Source organism: Streptomyces sp. Go-475 (assembly GCF_003330845.1).
Lineage (GTDB): Bacteria > Actinomycetota > Actinomycetes > Streptomycetales > Streptomycetaceae > Streptomyces.
Genome location: NZ_CP026121.1, coordinates 8,064,851 through 8,084,837, shown reverse-complemented (window position 1 = coordinate 8,084,837; position 19,987 = coordinate 8,064,851). Strand labels below are relative to the sequence as shown.

Sequence of the window (19,987 nt, the reverse complement as noted above, 5' to 3'; positions counted from 1 at the left end):
TGAAGCAGCTACGGCGTCACCCTCGGCCAGCCACCCGCTCGTCATCCTCGTCGTCGCCATCCTCGTCGACGAACTCGAACTCGTCCCGCTCCTCGGGGGTGAACCAAGCCCGGGACGACTCAGGTGCCGCAAGGAGAAGGAGCATCACGATCGGGACCACAAGGGAAGGGATCCCGAACATGATCGCGCCGACCCTGGCACCGCGGTTGCCTTGCCACAGCCCGAGAGCCACCGAGCCCGGCAGGAGCGCGACGAGGCCGAGCAGTGCGAGCGCCGGCGCGCCTGTGATCGCAATGAGCACAGCAGAGATCAGAAGGACGGCGGCGAACAGCGCATAGATCACAACCGCTGCGACGACCGGCGCCGGGGGCCTGTTCATCCCATCCGAAGACATGTCACGGAGGTTATCGGCGCCGCCCGGGGACCGGTCCCGTTCAGCACAGTCGCCGCGAGTCGGTGCGGGCGGGTCAACGGCGGCGAGCCGACCCTGGCAGAGGTGGAGGTCATCCTGCGTCACGCCGGCATCCGGACGACCAGCCGCTGCCTCGCGGTCCGTGCCGAGGAGATCCTCGACAAGCTCACCGAGCACTACGACACCCCTGCACAGCGGCGAAGAAGCCGCCCAGGGAGAGCGGCTGCCGCTCGCCGCGGGCACGGCGCGCCAGGCCGGGGTCGCGTCGATGCGCCGGCTCCCCCCTCAGCTCACTCGTGGTGGGACCCAGGCGTGGTGCCGAAGGATCATGTGCGTTGCGGCGCGGGAGGGCGTCAGCCGCAGCACCGTGTTCCGCAGGGCGACGGCCAGGGGGTGGGAGAGTTGCTGGCCCATCCGCCCGGCCTGCCGGGCGGCCCTCGCGACGGCCTGGCTGCGCGGTCGGCGCTCGGCGTCGTAGCGGGCGAGCGCGACGTCCACGGTGGGCTCGGCGGCCAGCGCGGCGGCCAGGGTGACCGCGTCCTCCAGCGCCTGGCAGGCACCCTGTCCGAGGTGGGGTGTCATCGCGTGCGCCGCGTCGCCGAGCAGCGCGATCCGGCCGACCGTGTACGAGGGGAGCGGTGTGCTCAGTTCGTTGACGTCGTGGTGCAGCACGGCGGCGGGCCTGGTCGCGTCGAGCAGGGCGGGGATCGGGTCGTGCCAGGTATGGAACCGTCTGCGCAGTTCGCCCAGTGGGTCGGCGAACCGCGTCCCGGCGGGGAGGCTGAGGACGGCGTGCCACTCGGCCCGCCCTTCACGGAAGGCGATGTGCCCGAATTCGGCGCCGTGCCCCCACGTCAGCTCGAAGTCGGTGCGCAGGTCGACAGCCTGCTCGGTGATGGCACGCAGCACCGTCGAGCCGCTGTGGACCGGACCGGGGTGGGCCGGGAAGAGCCGGCTGCGCACTCTGCTGCCGATGCCGTCGGCCGCCACTACCAGATCGGCCTCCAGGACGGTCTTGCCGCAGCCGACTCGGACCGTCCCGGGGCCGGGCTGCTCGACCGAGTCCGCCTCCGAGCCGATCAGCAGCGCCTCGGCGGGCAGGGAGTCGCGGAGCAGTCGGTGCAAGGTGGAGCGGGCTATGCCCATGATCGGTGAACCCACCGCCTTCTCCAGCGCCGAGCCGTCCATCCGAGCCAGCCAACCGCCCTGTGGTGTGCGAGTGCCGCCGTTGTACTGGCCTCGCGAGGCATCGCGTACCGCGTCGCCGACGCCGAGTTCATCCAGTGCCCGCAGGCCGTTGGCGGCCAGTGAGATGCCCGCCCCCGCGTCCTCAAGCCGGGAGGCACGCTCGACGACCGTTACTTCCCATCCGATGCGGCGCAGTCCGATCGCGGCGGCCAGCCCGCCGATGCCGCCTCCGACCACCACTGCCGTGTTGCCCATGCCGAAGCCCTCACCCTTCTACATCTGTAGAAGGGCGACTCTATCCGAGGCTCTACAGGTGTAGAAAGGAGTCATGGCATCGGATCGGCGCACCCTCCTCGCGGACGCGGCTCTCGACGTACTCGCCGACGAAGGGATCCGCGGCCTGACCCACCGCGCGGTCGACCGCAAGGCGGGCATGCCGACCGGCACCACGTCGGCCTACTTCCGCACCCGAGCCGCGCTGCTCACCGGTCTGGTCACACGCCTGGTCCGACTCGACCAGGCTGAACTGCACACGCTGGCCGAATCGCTTCCACCTCCGCGCACCGTCGAGGAACTGGTGGACGGCATGGTGCTGCTCGCCCGACAGCGACTCACCGGCGAGGGCCGCCGCCGCTCGCTCGCGCGTTACGCCTGCGCCCTCGAGAGCGTCCGCGACCGTGAACTGCGCGAGATCCTCGTACCCCGCGAGAACGCCGGCCGTGACGCTGTCCGGCTGTTCCTCGCCGCGCACGGCGTGACGGACGTCGAGAATCGCAGTCACACCCTGCTGACCTGTATCGACGGGCTGATCTTCGACCGGCTGGTGAGCGGCGGGGAAGTACCGCGCGAGGCCCTCGAAGGCCTGGTCGCCGCCGCCCTGCGTCAGGACCCGGGCATACGGTCGTCCAGATCTTCAAGACCTGGCGCCTCGCCATGAGGTCCTGATTCGGCTCCCCGATTTTTCAGTGCCCGAGAGCGGCTACTGACCAATTCCCCCACCTGCAAGGCTCGGTCCCGGCCGACGGCACTCCCCCCGCCGACGGCCTTCCAGGCGGCCCCGGGCCTCACACGCCCCCTTGTGTGGCCCGGGGTCCGCCCACGCGCCCGGGCAGGCGGGCCGAGCCAGACCTGAGCGCCGGCGGTGGCCTGCCGGCGGTGTCGGCGGACCGGCCGTCGGGGCGGGCGTCCGCTGCACCGTGCCGCTCACGCTCCAGGGCCCCCGCCGCGGCCAAGGGTCACGTGAAGTCGCCGACCGTGCGCGCGTCCACACCGGCACCAGGGCCTCCTGCACCACGCGCTGCGCGGAGGTCCCCACCTCGGGGGCGAGCCGCACCTCACGGGCCGCCGCGGCCACGTGCAGCTGGACGTTGCCCTTCGTCTCCGGAGAACGCGGAGACGAGGCGAGCAACTGGTCGGCCTCGCGCAGGACCCGCACCAGGCGGCGCATCGAGTCCAGGGCGCTGGCCGGCGGCAGCTCGTCGTTCGACGCACACGGCCTGATCGTGCTCGCGGCGTGCTCCGCCGCCGGCGTCGGCGGGATCCTGGCGGCCGGCGGCCTGAGCCGCCCCCTGCTGCGGGCGGTGACCCGACAGGCGGGGGCTCACGGCGAGTGGGTCAGCTGAAGGTCGCGACCATGCGGGGCCGCGCACGGGAATGCCGGTCCGGCCGGCCCGAGGGCGACCGGATACAGTGCGCGAGACGGCAGTCTGGTCAGGGAGGGCAAGCGTGACCGACACCAGCAACACCCGACCCGCCGACGGCGAGACGCGAGCTCCGCGGCAGAGCCGACTGCTCCGCCTGATGCGTTACCTCCCCCTGATCGCCCCCGTCCTGCTGTGGGTCGTGCCCTGCTGGGTGCTCCTGCACACCGGCCAGCACTGGCCGCTGCCCGTCGCCCTGGTCGGCACCGCCCTGTTCGCCCTCGGCCTCGTCGGTATGCCGCTCGCGATGATGCGCGGCCACGGCCGGCGCCAGCAGGACCGGGCGGCCATCGTCGGTGACACCCTGCTGGGCACGAGCTGGATTCTGTTCACCTGGTCCGTGCTGCTCGGCGTCCCCTTGCGGCTCGCCCTGGCGTTGGCCGGTGTCGGCGGGAGTCAGGACCGGGCCCGCATCGTCACGTGGGCCGTACTCGGCGTGTCCGCCCTCCTCCTCGCCTGGGGGTACGCCGAAGCCCGCCGCGTGCCACGCGTGCGCCGACTCGACGTGCAACTGCCCCGGCTGGGTGCCGGGTTGGACGGCCTCCGCGTCGTCCTCATCACCGACACCCACTACGGCCCGCTCGACCGCGCCCGCTGGTCGGCACGGGTGTGCGAGACGGTGAACACTCTCGAAGCCGACCTGGTCTGCCACACCGGCGACATCGCGGACGGCACGGCCGCACGCCGCCGCGCCCAGGCCGTCCCCCTCGGTACCGTGCGGGCCACCCGGGCCCGGGTGTACGTCACCGGCAACCACGAGTACTACAGCGAGGCCCAGGGCTGGGTCGACCTGATGGGCGAGCTGGGCTGGGAGCCGCTGCGCAACCGCCATCTGCTGCTCGAACGCGGAGGCGACACCCTCGTGGTCGCCGGCGTGGACGACGTCACCGCCGAGTCCTCCGGCCTGGCAGGCCACCGCGCCCACCTCGCCGGAGCCCTGGACGGCGCCGACCCCGGCCTGCCCGTCCTGCTCCTGGCCCACCAGCCCAAGTTCGTCGACCGGGCGGCAGCCGAGGGCATCGACCTCCAGCTCTCCGGCCACACCCACGGCGGCCAGATCTGGCCCTTCCACCACCTGGTCCGCCTCGACCAGCCCGCCCTCGCCGGCCTGAGCCGCCACGGCACCCGCACCCTCCTCTACACCAGCCGCGGCACCGGCTTCTGGGGCCCGCCGTTCCGCGTCTTCGCCCCCAGCGAGATCACCCTGCTCGTGCTCCGCAGCCCGCACCCGCCCACCTCGATGTAGCACCCGCACGACACTCGGTCTCAAACGGTGTCGCAGCCCGCGGCCGGCTGTTCCCCGTACAGCGAGTCGAGCAACCGTGGTGACGCCTGGAGGGCGGTGCGCTGCATCAGGTCCACGACGCCGCGGGTTCCGGCCATCTCCGAGCCGCCGCCGGCCCGCCCGGGACCGCCGTGCCGTAGGGCGGGGAGCGGTGATCCGTGGCCGGTCGTCCGGGCCATGTTCGTCGAGTCCAGCAGGTGCAGTCGCCCGTGCCAGGGTGCCGTCCCCCGGACGAAGGCAGTCGTCCAGGCGAGGTCGTCGCCGACCACGGAGGCCACGAGGCTGCCTCGGCCACGCGCGATCAGGTCCGTGGCGTGGGCGGTGTCGCGGTACGCCAGCACGGTCGCCGCCGGGCCGAACGGCTCGACCTCGTGGGGCGCGGCGGCTTCCGGGTCTGCCGAGATGAGCAGGGTGTCCAGGAAGGCGCCCCGCTCGGCGTCCGCGTCGATCACCCGTACCCTGTCGGGGTCGCCGTACACGAAGCGGCCGGACTCGGCGATCCGGCGCACGGCCCGCCGTACGTCGCCCCGCTGCGCGAGGCTGACGACGGCGCCCATCCGGACGCCCTCCGCCGTGGGGTTGCCGATGGTCACGCCGGCCAGTTCGGCCGAGATCGCGTCGTGGGCGGCGGATTCGTGTTCCCGTGGGACGAGGACGCAGGGGCGCAGCCGACCAGGACCACGGTGCCGGCCGGGTCGCGGACGTAGAAGGCCTGCCGGTAGGTGTGGCAGGTCATCTTTGGCCCGGCCGCCGCAGGGTGCCGTCCGATCACCCGGCACCGGCAACTTCAAGAACTCAACGCGCTCTGCCAGGCATACCTGCTGGGCGCAGGCGCCCGCATCGCAGCGGAGGAAGAAGGGCGGTGAGCACAGAGCCCCCATCCCCCCTTCTTGGGCGGTCGCCCATCCGGACTGTCCGGCATCCATCCATGCCGCCTGCGTCAGGTAGTACGGGCGTGGGCTGCGGCAGCCCCGGCCGCCTGTGCATGCGGCATCCGCTGGTGGGCGACGCCGCGCTGAGCGCAAGCTGCACGCCCCACGCCGAAGCCGCCGGTGAGCTCACGGATCGCCTCGACGGCATCTGTCTCCGTCGAGTTGACGGCGCGGAAAGCCATGGGCACCGCCGCCTCCGGGCGGGGGCAGGCCAGTTGATCGGCGCGATCCAGTACCAGCGAGGTGAACAGTTCTTCCGCCAGGGCGCCAGTGGCGTTGCCGCGTTCGCGCAGCGACGGGTCCGCGGCGGCCCACAGGATCAGCCGTCCCATCACCACACCGTGCCGGGCGACCTGTTCAGCCAGCGCGTGCACCGCGTCCGCCACCAGCTGGGCCGGCGGGGTGTCGGTGCGCTCACCGAGCCGTGCGAAGGCGTCGCGCAGGTCGGCGTCGACTTCGTCCAGCATGTCGTGCTGGACGGCGTGGACCAGGCCGTCCTTGTCGGTGAAGCGTCCGTAGACCGAGCCGACCGACACCCCGGCCGCCGCCGCCACCCGGGCGACGGCCAGACCCTCCCAGCCGTCCTCGGCCAGAGCCTGCCGCGCCGCCGCCAGGATCTTGCGCTCCGTGATCCTGCTGCGCTCCTGCTGCGCCGGGCGCCTTCCGGGTTGCGCCATGCTTTCCTCCCACACATCACACCGCCGCGCCCCTGCTCAGCCTGCGTGCCCGGAGGACCAATTCCAGTTCGAAGCGCCGATCCGGATCGTCGACCTCCTCGCCCCAGAGCTGACGTATCTGGCGAAGCCGATAGCGGACGGTCTGCGGGTGAATGCCCAGCCGCGCCGCGACCTCAGGGGCGCCGCCGCGGGTCTGCAACCAGGCGAGCAGCGTTTCCTCCAGACGGTGGCTGCGCGCCGGATGGCATTCGGTGAGCGGCGCGAGACAGCGCTGTGCCAGGTTCTCGACCAGTTCTTCCGCCGGCAGCAGGATCAGAGCCTCGCCGTACTCGGCGCAGTGCAGCACCTCCCCGGCGGGAAGCCGCTTGTCCGCGATGAGACGCACCGCCTTCTGGGCCCACCGCAGCGACTTCGCGGCTTTGGCCAGCGGCACGGGCGGGCCGATTGCGCCGGACCAGCCCACGAGAGCCCGCCTCAGCTGCTCGGGCCGGCCGGCCGCCTCCGGCTCGGGGACCACCATCAACGGCCGGTCGCGTTCCATGTCGAGAAGCACGTCGGCCGCAACCGCGGGCGCGACCGCGTCACGGGCCGGCCTGATCAGTTCCGCGACGGCAACGCGGTCCGGCAACCTCCAGTCGACGAGGGCGGCGCGTTCGGCCAGTGCCTCGCCGACCTCTCCGGGGCACTCGGCGAACAATCTCTGAAGGGTTCGGCAGGGGCCGTTCTCGCTCACTGCGACAGCCTTCCTCCACCATCGGCTCCGACATTGATGAGATAGTCAGCACTGGCGACATCATCGTCAATGCACAATGTCATCAGATCTATGTGATGTACGTCCCTCTTCGTCCTGGAGGGCGCGGCGGTCAGGTTCACCCGACGTGGGAAGCAGCTGCGGTATCCCGCCGACGATTGGGTAGCGGCGCCCGAGCCGGGGGTTGTAAAGCGCGTCCTGGGAGTCGAGCAGGACGAGCGGCCCCTTGTCGATCGGGCAGGCGAGGATCTTGAGCAGCGGGTCGTCGGGCTTCATCTTCGAACTCCTTGGAGACGGTTGCGCCTGCGGGTGCGGCCTGACGGTCGTGGCGCGGCAGAACGAGCAGCACCAGTACGGCCACAGCCGTGCCGCCCAGCCGGAGCCCCAGGTGAAGCGCGTCCTGGGGCAGTGGTTCACCGAACGCGTATGTCCCCGTCACCGCAGCGAAGACGCAGGTCACGACAGTGGAGACGGGAACGATGACGGTGGCTCGGTGGCGTTGGAGCGCGGTCTGGGACAGCACCAGCCCCACACCGGCGCTGAGGAGCAGCAGTAAGGGGTAGGGCGAGGTGAGCAGAGCCCATGCCGAGCCGACAGCATCGCGTGCGCTCAGCAGCCCCGACGTCCCCTTCGTCGCCAGCGAGCTGACCCCGTACACGAGGCCCACGGCCACGCCGTACACCACGCCGGTGGTGGGAAGCCGGTGCCGGCGCCGGGCCCGGCGTTCCGCGTCGGCGTACAGCCCGACGGCCACCGCCAGCGCGGGCAGCGACACGCCGAGGAGGGTGGCCGGATGCGCTGTCCGGCCGACCTGGCCATGGTCTCCGTGCAGCGATGCCACGAGCATCAGCAGCGCCGCGCCGATCAGCGCGGCACCGCCCCACTCGCGACAGCCGGGACGCTCTCCGAGCAATCGGGACGTCAGCAGGAGCAGCAGCACCAGTCCTGCGGTGAGAAGACCCTGGGCCGCCGCGATCGGAAGGATCCGGTAGGTCACCAGCTGCGCGCCGAAGCCGAGGCCGAGCAGTGCGCAGCCCGCGAGCCAGAGCCGGCTGCCGAGCAGGTGCCGCAACGCGCGCGCCGGCTGGCTCCCCCGCAAGGCCGGCAGTCGGTCGAGCGCTCGCTTTTCCAGGGCGAACCCGGTGGCGTACAGGACGTTGGCCAAGAACGCGGCCGCCACTCCCCAGGCCGTCACGGCATCCGCCGAGCGTGCACGAGGAGAATGGAGGCGAGCGACGGGATCCGGCACAGCGCCCGGTCCAGTGGGCGCAGCGGCCGCGGGACCCCGTGGAAAGGAGCACCGGCCACCGCTGTCACTTCGAACCCGGACGCCGTGACGAGACCGCGCAGGGCACGCGCCGTACTGAGCCGGAGGTGGCCGACGACCTCGCGTCCCGGGCGGCCGTGGATGGCGCGCAGGCTGACCTCGGAGAACACGGGTTGTACGCCCGCCAAGAGCAGCGCGCGGTTGTACCAGGCTGCCAGGTTTGGGGTGGAGAGCATCAGATGTCCGCCGGGACGGAGTACCCGGCGCAGCTCGTCGAGCGCACTGTCCGGGTCGACTAGGTGTTCGATGACCTCGCTGAACAGCACTGCGTCGACGCTGGCCGTCGCGACCGGCAGACCGCGGCCGGAGAGTTCTCCTCGTACGGCGGCCGACAGACGCGGCGCGGCACGGCGCAGCGCGTCCTGCGACCAGTCGATGCCGATGACGTGGTGACCGTGCAGCTCTCGCGCCGCCGTCTGCGCCGCCGTGCCGTCGCCGCAGCCGACGTCCAGGACCGTCGCGGGGGCCCGGCCGGGGCTCGCCGGTCCCAGGGCGCGGGCCAGGATCCGGGCCTGGCGCAGACTGCGCTCGGCCCCGGAGGCGACGGGGACGGCGGGGTTCTCGTAGAAGTCCCGCAGCTCGGCGGGGCGCATCGTGGCGGTCATGCGCGGTTCCGGTGGGGTACGGGGTCCCGCCACGAGGTGGCGTGGAGGGACCGGGCGAAGAGCTCGCTCAGACGGGCGCCGGCGGTGTCGTCGAAGAGGGTCCGCGACCAGCGCAGTGCCACGTGCAGACGGTCGTCGGCGCCGGTGACGGTGAGGCTCAGTCCGGTCGGCCGACGGGCGGGGCCGGAGAACCACACGGCGCGGGCCCGTCCCGCGTCCCCGAAGTCGAGGGGATACGGGGCCCGGCCCAGATTGCTGACCAGCATGGTCGACGCGCGCGACGACCCCGCCTCACGTACCGCGCGGGCCACCGCCCGCCGGGCGCCGACGGGCAGCACGGGCAGGGTGAGCAGCGCCGCGCTCCGGCCGAGCGGCGGACCGGGCCGGGCGGCCTTGAGCGCGCGGGTGCGTAGCGCCGTCTGCGCCAGGAGCCGGGCGACCGCATCCGGATCGGGTGGATCCGCTGCCAGCCGCGGCTGGTCGGCAGGGTCCTGCGGGGAGACCGGCACCCTGAACATCCGGGTGCCGTTCCCCATCGGCATGTGCGGGCCGTGCGGACGGTCGTCCACGGGCATGTTCAGCCAGACGGGCCGGACAGGGCTGCCATGCAGCCGGTTCCAGCGGGTCACCGTGAGGGAAGCGGCCACCAGCAGCTGGTCGTTGAGAGTGTGGGGAGCCGTGCCGTCGAGGCCACGGAGTGGGCGTGCGGGGGCGGGAAGTTCGGCCAGGGCAAGCCCGTCGACGGCGGCGCCCGCTCTCCGGCCATCGGCCGGCGCACCCGTCGCGACCCGCGCCGGTCGGCCGCGCGGGGCCGGGGGCACGGCCTCGGGCCCGCTCCGCCCGCGGCCGGGACGGGGCGGCGCGGGCTCGTTGTCCACCCCGCCGTACACCTCGGCCGTGGTGGCCAACAGCCGCAGTCCGGTCGGTGCGTCAAGGGCGGTGTGGTGGAGGGTCAGGACCAGCACACAGCCGTCGGCGTCCGGGCCGGGATCCACCACCTCCAACCGCAGCGGCGGTGACGCCGACAGTGACGGGCAGTGGGACAGGGCCCGGATGCGGGCCGACACGAGCGCGCCCGGGCCGGACGGCGGGAAGTGGACCGGGTCCACGTCCGGGCCCCGTGTCACGTCCCACTCGTAGCGCCGTCGGTACCAGCGCCCGGGTGCCTCGCGCAGCAGCACACGGGGATGGCGGCGCAGGGCCTCCGCGAACGCGTGCCGCAACCGGCCGGGTTCGGGACGACCGGAGAGATGCACCTCGATGTGCACCGTCTCCGGTTCCGTCTCTCTGACCCAGTGCCGGGACACCTCGTCCACGGGACCGAAGGGGATGCGCCACGCGGGCGTGAACAGCTCGCGGAGCCCCTCGCGCGGTGGGGCGAACCTCACCGGGGCGGTCATGCCGAACCCTCCTCTCGTCCGGTCCGCTCGTCGGAGCCCTGGCTGGTCTCCGGGTGCCCGAGCGGCTGTTTCCCGGTCTGTACCGCCGTGACGGTGTCCGGGTCGCCCTGCCCTTCTTCGGCCGGAACCACCGTGGCCGTGGCCCGGGACACGGCCACGGTCCGCTGTGTCGGGCCGGTGCCACCGGAACGCCTGCCTCGACCGAGCCCGTCCGCGGTGACCAGGGCCGCCGACAACGCGGTGAGGGCCAACGCCTGTCCGACCGTGCCGAATGCGCCTGTGCCCAGGGAGACGGGTTGGCCGGCGCCCGTCGCCGCGACGACACCAGCGGCGGCCATGGCGGCCACGGCGATCGGCGTCAGCAGCGACGCCCGCCACCGGGCCACGGCGGCCAAGGCCACCACGATCAGCGCCATCGGTCCTGCGGCGGCAGACACCACGCCCGCCAGCACCACCGTTCCCAGCAACTGGCCCGGAGGCGGAGGCAGCGTCGGGACCGGGGCAGCGGCAACAGCGCCGTGCGCGGGCACAGTGCGCCGCCGCTTGACGAAGGCGAGTACGGCCACCGCCGCCACCCCCACCGCTCCGCCGACGAGGCCTGCGTGGTACACGCGGGCCGGAGCGTACTCGAGGTGGACGGTGCCTCCCTGTCCCGCGGGGATGAGCCATCCCTGCTGCCAGCCGTCGAGGCGCAGCGGCTTCAGCTCCCGGCCGTTGAGGGTGGCCCTCCAGCCGACGTTGACGTTCTCGTACGTCTGCAGGTACGACGCCCGGCCCGCGCCGACGAAGACACTGCGGTCGTCGGCATGCCAGGTACGGACTGCGACGGTACGGGAATCGCCGGCCAGCGCGGCGGTTGCACCGTGTCGCAGGGTCACGTCCGTCACAGCGAGCGCCCCGCTGTCGTCCGCGTCCACCCGATGCGTGCCGGGGTCGAGGCCGAGAGCCGTGCCCGTGCAGAGCCGGACCGTCAGCTGCCGGCGCTGCGTCAGATCGCTGACGTGGCCCGAGACCTTGGTGGCGTACCGCTTGCCGTCGACGACGAGCGCAGGCCCTTTCCCGCACCCCAGGGAGAACCGCGCGGCCGGGGCGGGCTGGGGAGTGCGGTAGCCGGCCAATGCCGGTACGTAGATCTCGCTCAGGCCCACAGGCAGTTGGAGCCGGGCGTCGGCGACCGGGTTGTGGACCGTCGTCTCCGCGATCTTGCTGAAGGTGACGTCCAGCCGATCCGTGGTGATCGGGTCGAAGCGGGTGATGCCGTTGTCGTCGACGCCGGCCGTGGTGGACCCGTACGGGGTGCTGATGCGGACCTCGGCGGGCCGCGCGGACAGTCCGTGCGCCGCCCCGAACACGATCTGGTCGATCATCTTCCTGCCCTGCCAGCGCAGATGGACGACGGGCCGGTCGCCCGCGATCCAGGCGGTGGTGAGGTCACCGTCGGCGAGATTGCGGGGGCTCAGGTCCGCGCTCAGCCGGCTCGTGGAGTCCGCGGTGACGGTGATCCGGTTCCCCCGGGCCGAGGCGATCCGGTCGAGCAGGCGGTCGAGTCCGGTGCCGGGTACGGCCTGTGCGCGCACGGAGATGTCGTACGAGCCGCGCGTCGGCGTCCGGAACTGCCGGTGCAGTCCGGACTCGGCCGGGGAGAGGCCGCCGGGCGCGGTGTCGCGGTGCAGCGAGTAGACGCGGGCAGCCGACTGTGTGCGGTCGGCGTCGGTGGGCAGCGCCAGGGCCCGGGTGACCCGCACTCCGGGCACCGCCACCTCGGCGAACCCGGCGCCGGAGAGCCCCGGCCGGAACTGCTGCACCGCCAGAACGGTGATCTTCAGCCACTTCGCGGTCCCGGTCGGCGCGGCGACGCTCTGCCGGGTGCCGTTCGGTTGCAGGGCACTGTCGGCCCGGCCACGGTCGGTCTCCACGCGCACCTCGGTGGGTACCGCCCGCATGCCGTCGCCGGCCAGAGGGGTCACCGAGATCGAGGACGGGAGGCGGGTCGGGGCGTCGAAGGCGATGCGCAGCCACTGGCCCACGGGCGTCCCCGCACTCCCCTCCGCCCAGGCGGTGCGGGAGTCGCCGTCGAAGGCGTTGACCGGGTCGTACTGCGGGAGTTGGAACAGCCAGTTGCCGCTGCTCGACGCGTTCACCGAGCGGGCGCCGTGCAGCACAGCCGTCGTTTGGTGGCTGATCCCCTGAGTCGGCAGTATCTGTTTGGGTTCCTGGTCCGGGTCCTGGGTGCTGTCGACCGGGTTCCGCTCCCCCACTGAGTAGGTGTACGAGGTGTTCGCGCCGACGAGGCCGAAGCGGGTGTCGGCGCGGCGCAGTCCGTCCGCGACGACCTGTTCCGGCGTCACGCCCAGGCCGGGGTGGGCGTCACCGGTGAGCACGGTGGGACGGTTCTTCAACGTCGGGTCGGCTGCGGAGAGCCGGAGGAGCGACTCGGGGCCGCCGCTGACGGCGACGGTGTCGGAGACCGGCTTGAGGGCGACCCGGCCGGGTCGGGCGGTGTTGTCGGTCGGTTCGTAGATCTCCACCGCCCGCTGACGGGGGTAGATGCCCTGGACCTGGAGGGGGGTGTCCTCGGGGATGCGGCCGGCGGTCAACAACGGTCCGAACCGGGCTACCTTGCGGTAGCCGGAGGATTCCAGGGTGCGCTGGACCACAGGGGGCGGGACGTATCCGATCTGGTCGGGGTCCAGGTCGTTGCGCACGACGACGGCGTACAGCCCGGCCCGGGTCAGGACATCGCGCAGTCCCGGCACCTGGGCCCCGGTCTGCAGCGCCTGCTGCACCGCGTCCATGGTGCGGCGCGCGCCCGCCGTGCCGAACGGCACGAAGTCCCGTTGTGCCCAAGGGGACTTGGCGAGCACGTCCAGGGGTTCGTCGATGGGTGAGCCCCAGGTGTAGGTGCCGTGCGCGGTGGCTGGGACGACGAGGGCCCGGTCTTCGGGGGTGTGCCGTTCCAGCCAGTCGGCGGCCTTGCTCCAGTGGGCGGGCAGTCGGCTGAACGCGCCGGGCTGCAGGTGGGTGCCGTTGAGGTAGGGCAGGGCGAGGCCGGGCAGGACGATCAGCACCGCCAGGGCGGGCGCGAGCCGGCGGGGGCGCGGGACGCGGACGACGAGCCGTGCGGTGGCCACCGCCGTCAGGTGGGTGAGGCCCAGGGCGAGAGCAAGAGCGAGTCCGGGCTGGAACTTGTAGATGTTGCGGAACGGGCTGAGCGGGCCGTCCAGCCACTCCTGCACGGTGTGGTGGAAGGGGCCGCCCAGCGAGCCGCTGTATCCGGGCAGGGCGACGAGGGCCGCGAGCAGCGCGGTCAGCACCAGCCACCGACGTTCGGGCAGGTCGCGCCGGGCCAGTCCGCCCAGGCCGAGGGCCGCCGCCAACGCCGAGCACAGCACAGCGACGCCCGCGGTGGCCACGGTCCACCCGGCGGGCAGCCAGGCCTGCCCGAAGTGCAGATAGGCGACCCAGTTGCCGGCTCCGCGCAGGAACTCGGTGGCCGCCATCGTCGCGGTCGTGGTGTCGGCCTGTTCGATGTACGGCAGGAAATTCTCGCCGTAGACCCGCAGCAGGAACAGCGGAACCACCCACCACAGCGTGGTCAGCGTCACGCATACGCTCCACCACGCGATCAGCGACCACTTGTGGCGCCGGTGCTCGTTCCCGGGCCGACTGACCAGGTACAGGGCGACGGGCACCAGCGAAGCCAGCGTGGAGACGGCGTTGACACCGCCCATGAAGGGCACGAGCAGTGCCGAACGGGCCGCCATGGTACGGGCGTTGAGGCTGGGCGAGGTCAGCGGCAGCAGCACCCACGGGAGCATCGCGCCGGGCAGCGCGGCGGCCGAGGTGGACCCCACGACGATGGTGAACGTCGGCCACAGCGCGTAGGCCACGGCGCCGAGGAAGCGGGTCGGCCGGGTGCCGATGTCCAGCCGTTCGGCGAGGCGCAGCGCGCCCCAGAACGCGGTGGTGACGATGGCCGACATCCAGAAGCGCTCGGCCAGCCACACCGGCACATGCGCGAGGTCCGTCAGCGCGTAGTACGGCAGGGAGGGGAAGACGTAGCCGACGTACTGGTCGCTGATGCCACCGAAACCCGCCCGGGCCTGCCAGAGGTGACCGAGGTCGCCCAGGAACCGCATGGGGTCCAGGGCCACACCGAGCTTGGTCTCGAAGGTCATCTTGCCCGGCGAGGGGGCGAGGAAGGTGAGGAAGACGACCGCCCAGAAGGCCAGGAGCGTGCGGCGGCGCCGTCGGCCGCCGGGTGTCGAGGAGCCGTCGCGGGGCTCGCGGCCGGAATGGGGAGAGCCGGGCTCGGCGGGTGCCGCGGCCAGCAGATCGGTCATGAGCACCGCCGGAGGAGGAGAAGGAGGTTCCAGGTGACGAACTCGCGCAGCCACGGGACGCGGGTGACGGCGGATGCGAGAAAGGGCCAGTAGCGGGAGCGCGCCGACACGACGGTCACGTCGTCCCGGGCCCGTACCTGCCGGAGGGTGGGGCCGATGTGGACGGCGAAGAGGTTCTCGCCGAGGGTGTGTTTGGCCGTGCGTCCGGTACGGCGGCGGTAGCGCTCTCGAGCGCGGTGTGCGCCGAGGTAGTGCCAGGGGGCGGTCTCGTGCCCGCCCCACGGGGAGTACCAGTTGGTGAAGGAGACGTAGATCAGTCCGCCGGGCCGGGTGACCCGGATCAGCTCACTGAGGAAGGTCTGCGGGTCGGCCACGTGCTCCAGGACGTTGGAGGAGAAGCAGACGTCCGCGACACCGTCGGCGAGCGGCAGCAGGTAGCCGTCGGCGCGCACGGCGTGCCGGGGCGCGTGCCCCCTGGCGGTCAGCTCGGCGAGGTCGGGTTCGAAGAGGTAGGCGTGGGCACCCCGGCGAAGGAACTCCTCGGTGAAGTGACCGCTGCCGCCACCGACGTCCACCACCACCCGGCCGGCCAGCGGCACGTGCTTCTCCAGCTGGTCGGCGGAGTCCCGGGCGAGTAGTGCGTAGCAGAGCCCGGGGTCGGTCTGCTCGCGCCGGAACGCGCGGAAGAGGGTGAGGGAGCGGCGCGGCGAAGGGTCTTTGAGGACGGTCGCGGTGGGCGTCACGCGCGGCCCCCGGCGTGTCGGGCGTATGCCTCGACGGCCACGGCCCGGAACTGGTCGAGCGTGTGCCGCCAGGTGAAGCCGGCGGCTCGGCCGGCGGCCGCCCGGCCCATCTGCTCCCGCTTCCCGTCGCTGAGCGCGAGGGTGCACCATGCGGCGACGAAGGCACTCTCTCCGCGGGCCAGCACACCGGTCAGGCCGTCCCGGACGGAGTCGCGCAGCCCCGGTATGTCGAAGCCGATGGCGGGCGTGCCACGGACAGCGGCCTCCATGACGACCAGCCCCCACCCCTCGACGGCCGACGGATGCAGCAACAGCCAGGAGCGGCAGAGCAGTTGGTGCTTTTCCTCTTCCGACACCCGCCCGGTGAAGACCACGCCGGGCCCGGCCTGCGCCTGGAGCCGCCGACGTTCGGGACCGTCCCCCACGATCACCAGCCGGCCGCCGGTGACCGGGCGGACTCGTTCCCACAGCCTCAGCAGGAGATCGACCCGTTTGTACTCGACGAGCCGGCCCATCGCGAGGAAGAGCGGCTCGGCGGCCTTGGGAACGAGCGGGCCGGGTTCCTCGACCCCGTTGTGCACCAGCCGGATGCGGTCCTCGGGGACGCCGATCCGGGTGAGCGCCGAGGCGGTCGACTCGGAGACGGCGATCACCAGGTTCCCGCGGTGGGCGCCGGCCAGCGCCCAGTGCTCCAGCCGGCGCCCGAGGAATGCGGCCGGCGCCGGGTAGCGCATGCTCCACAGGTCGGTGTGGACGTGGTTGACCAGGCAGAGAGTGGGACCGCGGTGCCACAGCGGGGTGAGGTACGGCATCCCGTTGCAGACCTCGACGAGCAGATCCGCCTCGCCGACCCGGCGGGTGAACGTCCGCCGGGCGCGCAGGAAGTGGCCCGCGTCGCTGCCCGCCGACACCACGCGGTAGGCGCGGTCCTCGGCGGCCGGTCCACCGCACACCAGGGACACGTCGTGGCCGGTTTCGGCCAGCCCTTCGGCGATGCGGTGGACGAGCAGTTCGCTGCCGCCGGCCGCGCTGTTGCCGAGGTCGCGGCGGGCGAGGAAGGTGAGGCGCAGGGGAGCGCCGACGGTGCCCGGCCGGGGCGGGTCAGGGGATGCGGTGGAACCGGCCGCCTCGGTGACGTGGGGAGCGGTTGCCAGGACAGGGGCGTTCTGGGGCATGGGGGCTCCGACTCATGGCAGGACGCACGGGTGCGGGTGACTGGGACGGGACGTGAGCCGTGTCCGACGGCCCACAGCACGCGATCGAGGTGGGCTTGGCGGTCCGCGCGAGTTGGGCGCGGGGTATACGTTTCGCGCGTCGGGGCGCGCAATGCACGGGCCGGCGCGTTCGGGGCGGGCCGACCCGGGTGCCATCGCGATCGGGGTGCACGTGGCGCCGTCAGTTTTGGATACACTGTGCTCACGCACTAGTCACGTCGATGACAAATTCGTGTCATGAGCGTCCTGGTGCGGATCGTTACGCGCGGGTGACAAAGCTCCTTCGCGCGTTACGACGGACGGTGAGCGCCTCCCCTGCATCAGCAGCATCAGCAGCATCAGCAGCGCCAGGACGGCAAGCGGGCCGCCCACCGACAGTGCCGCGGTCGGCAGAGTCCCTTCGACGAGTTGGAGTTTGCGACTGTCGGCCACGGCCCGGTCCACCACGACACGGCGGGTGGCGTCGCTCATTCCGAGGCGGTCGCTCTGCAGCAGGGTGACCTCGTCCCGCTCGCCACCGGGGCGGCGCAGCGTCACCTTCGGTGCGATGCTCGCGTCGATGATCTGGCCGCTGTGCCGGTCCACGACCAGGGCGATACGAGCGTTGGCGTACCACTGCTCGGCGAGCACCTGTCCCTGTCGAGGAAGCCCGACCAAAGCCCCGGGAACTTGGCGCGTGCCGGTACGGACCGGCCGAATCGAGCCGGTGAACCGGTAACCCTCGTGGCCGAACACCTTCTTCGTGCCGGTGTAGCGCAACGGGATCGAGGCGCCGAGAGTGCTGTCCCACCAGCGGTAGGTCTGCTTGCGGACGTCGAAGGGGAACTTCAGGAACGCGTCCGCGTCGAAGGCCGGTGTCTCCCCGCAGCAGTGAACGGGCAGGTTGGTGCGGCGGTCGGACACCCAGCGTTCCACGGTCCACTGCAGGGATCGTCGCGGGTCCTTCAGCGGCAGGGTCTTCGGTGTGTCGATGGTCGTGGAGACGTCCCACACGGCGGCGTTGTGGGCGGCGCCGGCGTCAACGTCGCCCAGGACCCGCCGAGTGACAGTGATCGTGCGCCCGTGCACGGTGGTTGCCGCGTCGGCGTCGAAGTAGCTCCCCCGTCCGGTCATCACCGACGTCACGTCCACATCGAGCGGGGTGAGTTTCACGCGCGGAACGACATACCAGGTCAGCAGTGGTGCGAGGGTGAGGAGGAAGACGCCGACACCCAGCAGGGCGAGGGCAAGCAGGGATGGGACACGTCGGAGCATGGAGACTCCCGGCGAACGGTAGGGGCGGACGGGGCGGCGGCCCGTGGTGACGGGGAAATGCCAGGTCCGGGGAATGGGGACGATCACCAGGCGGCCGGTGCGGGGCAGGGTGCGCGCGTCGGACCGGGAAACGTGGTGCGTCTGAGCCAGGGAACGTAAGCGGAGTCTTGACGAGTGTCAACAGTGTTCCCATACTCATCGGTAACCGGTCGGGGCCGGTGCTTGTCCGATGCCGTCATTCGTCGCGCGAAGGAAGCCGAACCCCATGACCCTGCTGGTGAAATCCCTGTTGACCTGCGCTGGTGCAGTCACCCTCGCCGTTGGCCTGTCCTTGGGGATCGTCCATACGCTGTCCGCGGCACCTCAGCAGCCCAACGTTCCCCTCGTCTCGTTCCCGGACGGAACTCCGACGCCGTGATCTGCGGGCGGCTCGCTGCCGACCGCCGCGACGCCCGCACCCCTCACCGGGGCGGGTCTCGGCTCCTCCGTATCCATCCTCGGAGTACCTGTCGGCCAGGTTGAAGTTCGGCGACCAGACCCGGGCATCCGGGCCCCACGCCCGGCTGTGTCACAGGCCGTGTCGCGCTGTCTCAAGAACAACGGCGGCGTGAAGTCGTCGACCCGGGAGAAGGTCGACCGGCGTTCTCGCGGAAGCGGGCTACCCGGCGAACCCCGTCGCAGTCCATGCGGACCCGGCGGACCGACCGCATCATGCTCGTGTTGCCGAGCTGACGGGGTCTCATGCCCATGCCGATGCTGAGCCCCGGCGGTCCGAGGACGTGCTGTCGTTCGCCCCCCGCGGTGCCGCCGGTGCCGAAGTAGCCCAGTACGGCGGCGGGTTGGTCGGCACCGGGGAGCCGTCGAAGGCCTACCGCAGCACTTCAGGGAGGGCCTGCGCGCTGAGCCGGCCGGCACGGGCGTCACGGTCGCCGTGCTGTACCCGGGGCCGGTGCGCACCGACTCGTCCCCACTCGGCGGAACCGGATGAGCTACAAGAGAAAGCACCTCAGGCGCTTGGGCGAGATCCATGGGGGCAGGACTCGGGCGTGGCCCCGGCTACGGCTGCGGCGCGAACCGAGGGAAGAGGGCGGAGGCGGTGTCGCGCAGCACCGACTGCCATTGCTCCGTGCTCAGTACCGTGCTGGATACGAGCGTTTCCGCCAAGCCGTGGACCACCCAGTCCGGCGTGTAGGGATAGTCGCTTCCGTAGAGGATGTGGTCGGTGCCCGTCAACGTCAGCAGAGCGGGTAGTTGCCGTGGCAGAGGGAAGCCGGCGAGGTCGTAGTAAAGCCGACGCAGGGCGCCTAGAACGTCCACGGGCGGATCGCCCGTGGAGAACGCGAAGGCCGCGACGCGGTCGGCGACTGCCGGAAGAGCGGCTCCGGCATGAGGGACGATGAAGCGGATGCGGGGATATCGGTCGAGGACGCCGTTCAGGACCAGATTGGTGACGGCGCGGGTGGTCTCGAAGGGGAACTCCAGCATGGGGCGCGCATGCCCCATAGTCGTGGCTTCCCAGCACGGCGGTGACGTGGGATGCAGGAAGACGACGGCGGAGCGTTCGTCGAGTTCGGCCAAGAGCGGCTCGTAAAACGGATCGCCCAGGTGACGCCCTGCGTAGTGGGTGTGGAGCGTGATGCCGTCGGCTCCGAGTTCGTCAAAGGAATGTCGCGTCTCGGCAAGTGCGCCGGGCAGATCGGGCAGCGGAAGCGTGGCCAGAAGGCCGAAACGGTCGGCGTGATCGTGGACGAGGGCCGCGCCTTCCTCGTTCACCACCCGGGCCAGCTCCCGGGCGGCCCTGTCGTCGCCATAGTGCACGCCGGGGGATGAGACCGACAGAAGAGCTGCCGCGATACCCGCCCCGTCCATCACGGACAGGGCGTCTTCGGGGCTCCAAGCCGGGATGGCGGCCATGCCGTCGGGCCCGCCGTGGCCCGCCTTCTCCATCTCCGCACGCAGTCGCGGCGTGATGAAGTGGGCGTGCACATCAATGGCTCCCTTGAGCGGAGGCTCGGGCGTCATCTGATCTTTCCCTCCACGGATGGGGACGGAGGCGCTGAGGCTGGGGTCGTTGGCGGTGGCGGGGCCTGGACATGCCAGAAGAACTCGTTTCGGGGACGGGCAGGAGAGCACGCAGACCGCTGAGCCAAGTCGCA

At 72.0% G+C, this 19,987-nt stretch carries 16 protein-coding genes and 2 pseudogenes; 4 read left to right on the top strand and 14 right to left on the bottom strand.

What is annotated here, in order from left to right:
- Window positions 1-16: 16 nt before the first annotated feature.
- On the bottom strand, window positions 17-589 hold the full coding sequence (locus tag C1703_RS36675) for a hypothetical protein (protein WP_114256878.1): 573 nt from the start codon (window positions 587-589) through the stop codon (window positions 17-19).
- Window positions 590-697: 108 nt separating this feature from the next.
- Entirely contained in the window at window positions 698-1,855 is a 1,158-nt protein-coding gene (locus C1703_RS36670) for an FAD-dependent monooxygenase (protein ID WP_114256877.1), read from the bottom strand.
- Between the two features lie 73 nt (window positions 1,856-1,928).
- Here C1703_RS36670 and C1703_RS36665 point away from each other — a divergent pair, with 73 nt between their 5' ends.
- The 3 genes from C1703_RS36665 (at window position 1,929) to C1703_RS36655 (ending at window position 4,546) form a co-directional block, all read left to right on the top strand.
- Window positions 1,929-2,537, top strand: coding sequence for a TetR family transcriptional regulator (locus C1703_RS36665; protein WP_114256876.1), 609 nt, complete (start codon window positions 1,929-1,931; stop codon window positions 2,535-2,537).
- A gap of 259 nt (window positions 2,538-2,796) precedes the next feature.
- Entirely contained in the window at window positions 2,797-3,222 is a 426-nt protein-coding gene (locus C1703_RS39155) for a hypothetical protein (protein WP_157993208.1), read from the top strand.
- 103 nt (window positions 3,223-3,325) lie between these two features.
- Window positions 3,326-4,546: a metallophosphoesterase gene (locus C1703_RS36655; protein ID WP_114256874.1), complete on the top strand. Its 1,221-nt coding sequence runs from the start codon at window positions 3,326-3,328 to the stop codon at window positions 4,544-4,546.
- 20 nt (window positions 4,547-4,566) lie between these two features.
- Here C1703_RS36655 and C1703_RS36650 read toward each other — a convergent pair whose 3' ends face one another.
- The 11 genes and pseudogenes from C1703_RS36650 to C1703_RS36600 form a co-directional block, all read right to left on the bottom strand.
- The gene (locus tag C1703_RS36650; protein ID WP_232840811.1) at window positions 4,567-5,466 is read right to left on the bottom strand and encodes an aldehyde dehydrogenase family protein; all 900 of its coding nucleotides are present in this window, start codon (window positions 5,464-5,466) and stop codon (window positions 4,567-4,569) included.
- A 59-nt stretch (window positions 5,467-5,525) separates the two neighbouring features.
- Complete coding sequence (locus C1703_RS36645) at window positions 5,526-6,194, bottom strand: TetR family transcriptional regulator (protein ID WP_114256872.1); 669 nt, start codon at window positions 6,192-6,194, stop codon at window positions 5,526-5,528.
- A 16-nt stretch (window positions 6,195-6,210) separates the two neighbouring features.
- Window positions 6,211-6,873: pseudogene (locus C1703_RS36640) on the bottom strand (helix-turn-helix domain-containing protein); the annotation flags it as partial.
- Window positions 6,874-6,993: 120 nt separating this feature from the next.
- Window positions 6,994-7,221: a Trm112 family protein gene (locus tag C1703_RS36635; protein ID WP_114256870.1), complete on the bottom strand. Its 228-nt coding sequence runs from the start codon at window positions 7,219-7,221 to the stop codon at window positions 6,994-6,996.
- A 70-nt stretch (window positions 7,222-7,291) separates the two neighbouring features.
- A pseudogene (locus C1703_RS36630) lies at window positions 7,292-8,125 on the bottom strand (DMT family transporter); the annotation flags it as partial.
- Window positions 8,126-8,136: 11 nt separating this feature from the next.
- Window positions 8,137-8,877: a class I SAM-dependent methyltransferase gene (locus C1703_RS36625; protein WP_114256869.1), complete on the bottom strand. Its 741-nt coding sequence runs from the start codon at window positions 8,875-8,877 to the stop codon at window positions 8,137-8,139.
- Window positions 8,874-10,277: a condensation protein gene (locus C1703_RS36620; RefSeq protein WP_232840702.1), complete on the bottom strand. Its 1,404-nt coding sequence runs from the start codon at window positions 10,275-10,277 to the stop codon at window positions 8,874-8,876. The genes C1703_RS36625 and C1703_RS36620 overlap by 4 nt, the downstream gene beginning before the upstream one ends.
- Window positions 10,274-14,620, bottom strand: a complete 4,347-nt coding sequence (locus C1703_RS36615; RefSeq protein ID WP_114256868.1) for an alpha-(1->3)-arabinofuranosyltransferase family protein — start codon at window positions 14,618-14,620, stop codon at window positions 10,274-10,276. Before C1703_RS36615 ends, C1703_RS36620 begins: the two co-directional genes overlap by 4 nt.
- Entirely contained in the window at window positions 14,617-15,363 is a 747-nt protein-coding gene (locus tag C1703_RS36610; RefSeq protein WP_232840701.1) for a class I SAM-dependent methyltransferase, read from the bottom strand. Before C1703_RS36610 ends, C1703_RS36615 begins: the two co-directional genes overlap by 4 nt.
- On the bottom strand, window positions 15,360-16,538 hold the full coding sequence (locus tag C1703_RS40030) for a glycosyltransferase family 4 protein (protein ID WP_114256866.1): 1,179 nt from the start codon (window positions 16,536-16,538) through the stop codon (window positions 15,360-15,362). Before C1703_RS40030 ends, C1703_RS36610 begins: the two co-directional genes overlap by 4 nt.
- A gap of 252 nt (window positions 16,539-16,790) precedes the next feature.
- On the bottom strand, window positions 16,791-17,831 hold the full coding sequence (locus tag C1703_RS36600; protein ID WP_114256865.1) for a DUF3068 domain-containing protein: 1,041 nt from the start codon (window positions 17,829-17,831) through the stop codon (window positions 16,791-16,793).
- Window positions 17,832-18,096: 265 nt separating this feature from the next.
- Here C1703_RS36600 and C1703_RS39425 point away from each other — a divergent pair, with 265 nt between their 5' ends.
- Complete coding sequence (locus C1703_RS39425; RefSeq protein ID WP_198678374.1) at window positions 18,097-18,249, top strand: hypothetical protein; 153 nt, start codon at window positions 18,097-18,099, stop codon at window positions 18,247-18,249.
- A gap of 638 nt (window positions 18,250-18,887) precedes the next feature.
- Here the strand turns inward: C1703_RS39425 and C1703_RS36595 are convergent.
- The gene (locus C1703_RS36595) at window positions 18,888-19,853 is read right to left on the bottom strand and encodes an amidohydrolase family protein (protein WP_114256864.1); all 966 of its coding nucleotides are present in this window, start codon (window positions 19,851-19,853) and stop codon (window positions 18,888-18,890) included.
- Between the last annotated feature and the right edge of the window lie 134 nt (window positions 19,854-19,987).